The 2,414-nt window shown below is 74.0% G+C and carries 2 protein-coding genes; one reads left to right on the forward strand and one right to left on the reverse strand.

Translation table 11 applies throughout. The annotated features are described in order from the left end of the window. On the reverse strand, nucleotides 1-1,104 hold a 1,104-nt coding region (locus ACRDSQ_RS23415; protein WP_431424040.1), incomplete at its 3' end, for an IniB N-terminal domain-containing protein. 277 nt (nucleotides 1,105-1,381) lie between these two features. Between ACRDSQ_RS23415 and ACRDSQ_RS23420 the strand changes: the two genes are divergently transcribed. Continuing rightward, the coding region (locus ACRDSQ_RS23420; RefSeq protein WP_431424042.1) for an Hsp70 family protein at nucleotides 1,382-2,414 on the forward strand (1,033 nt) is incomplete at its 3' end.

Here is a 2,414-nt window from a genome sequence, read left to right on the forward strand (position 1 = left end):
GCCCAGGGAAAGGGCGCCGCCGTTGGCGCCGAGGGCCGACTCGCTGCCGAGCGCCAGGCCCGCGCCGTCGGTGCCCGCGGTGAGGCCGCCACCCAGGTCGCCGAGGCCCGCGACGTCGCCGCCGAAGACCGTCTCGACGCCGTCGGTGGAGCCGGTGATGCCGCTCGACATGGCGAACTGGTCGGTCTCGACGCCGAAGGCGCCGCTGGCGCCGTCGACACCGACCGAGGATCCGCCGGAGAGGGCGGCGGCAGCCGAGTCGAGCGCCACGCCGGTCTCCACGCCGTCGGTCGAGCCATCGACGAGGCCGCCCAGCGTGAACTGGTCGGTCTCGATGTTGAGGTTGCCCGCGCCGCCGTCGAGGCCCAGGGCCGAGTTGCCGGTCACGGCGCCCAGGGCCGAGGTGCCGCCGAACGCGGACTCGACGCCGTCGGTCGTCGCGGTCACGAGGTTGGAGCCGCTGAAGAACTCGGTGTCGATGCCGAGGCTGCCGGTCACGCCGTCCAGGCCGTAGGCCAGTTCGCCCGCGCCGCCGCCCATGACGGTGTCGAGCGAGCCAGCGCCGACGCCCTCGGTCAGGCCGCCGTCGAACACCGCGGACAGCAGGGCGTTGTCGGTGCCGCCGACCAGGGAACCGGTGATGCCGTCGAGGGAGCCCGCGACGTCACCGGCGCCCGCGAGGCCGCCGAGGTCGGCGAGCCCGGTGAGGCCGGTGAGGCCGCTGGTCAGGGAGCCGTCGGTGTCGCACTGGCCGTCGGTCTCGGACATGCTGCCCGCGACGTCGGCGACGGCGGTGAGCTGCTCGATCGCGCTGTCGCAGGTCGGCAGGTCCAGGCCACCGAGGCCCGGGGTGTCGACGACCAGCGGGATGACGTCCTGGACGTCCTGGGCGGTGATGTCGCCGAGGCCGGCGCCGGCGAGGGCGGCGGCCGGGTCCTGGGCGAAGTCGGCGCGAGCGGACTCGTCGGTGAGCAGGGTCAGCACGAACTCGTGCAGGGTCTGCTCCTGCGGCTCGACCTGGGTGGTGGTCGTAGCCGTGGCGGTGGCGCTGCCGGAGGCGGACGCCTCGGTGGGGGCAGTGGCGGGCTCAGGGGTGACGCTCAACGACTTCTCCATTTCGGGGGACTTGCATGACGTGCGGGGAGGCAGGTTGCCCAAGGGCCGGGGGCATCGACCTGGGCTGTCGACGATCAACTTATGGATCAAGGCCGAGCGCTACATCGGGGATCACTCCGAGTCTCCGGGGCTCACTCGAATGGGTGATACGGGGATGCCCGTTAGGGGATTAGGGGGTCACGAAACGAACACCCTGGGTTGCCGTGCGGGATCGCGCGCCTGGTACGAACTGGGGCCTGAGTCGCAGCCATCCGGAGGAACGCCCATGCCCTATGTGCTCGGCATCGACGTCGGTCGCACCCGCGGCACGGCGGCGGTCTGTCGGCGCGTGGGCAGCGCGTTCGAACCCCCCGAGGTGGTCCCGATCGACGGCGGCAACCGCTGGACCCGATCGTTGATCGCCATCTCCACCGCGGGTGAAGTGCTGGTCGGACAGGCCGCGGAGCATCGCGCGGCGATCGAGCCGGACGGCGTCGCACGCGACTTCATGGCTCGGGTCGGCGACGGCGTGCCGGTCCTGCTCGGCGGCGAGCTCTACCCGGCGGAGACGCTCGCCGCCGCCGTGGTCGCGTGGATCGCCGATGTCGTCGCCCAGTCCGATGGCGCCCAGCCGGAGCGGGTCGCGGTCACGCATCCACCCGATTGGGGGTCATACCGTCGTGGGCTTCTCCGCGAGGCGCTGGCCGCCGCCGGTCTGCCGGGGGCGCTGCTGCTGCCCACCGTGGCCGCCGCCGCGGAGGCCGCCCACCTGCGGGAGCCGGTGCCCGCGGGCACGGCGCTCGCCCTGACCCTCATCGGCGGCAGGCACTGCGAGCACGCCGTCCTCTACCGCGGCCAGAACGCGTTCGACCTGGTCACCCATGTCCCGATGGTCGAGCCCGACGCGGGCGACCACCTCGACGACCTGCTGGCGAGCCATGTGCTCGCGGCGAGCCCGGAGCACGCCGCCGACCCGGCCGCGATGATCGAGTTCCGGCACGCCTGCGTCGCGGCGAAGGAGCGGCTCTCGGTCGCCGCCGAGGTCCGGGTGCCGCTGCCGTACGCCCCCGGCGACCTGACCGTGACCAGGGCGTTCTTCGACGAACTCGCCCGGCCCGCGCTCACCGCGGTGGTCGACGACCTCAGCCTGATCACCGCGGGCGTCCCCGCCGACCAGCTCACGGGAGTCGTGCTGGCGGGCGGCACCGCCCGGGTCCCGCTGCTCGCGTCGCTGGCCACCGCCCGGCTGGACTGCCCGGTGGCGGTCGAGGAGGACCCGGCGACCGCCGCGTGCCGGGGCGCCGCGCTGGCCGCCCGCC

It is taken from the genome of Actinokineospora sp., from assembly GCF_050699995.1.
GTDB lineage: Bacteria > Actinomycetota > Actinomycetes > Mycobacteriales > Pseudonocardiaceae > Actinokineospora.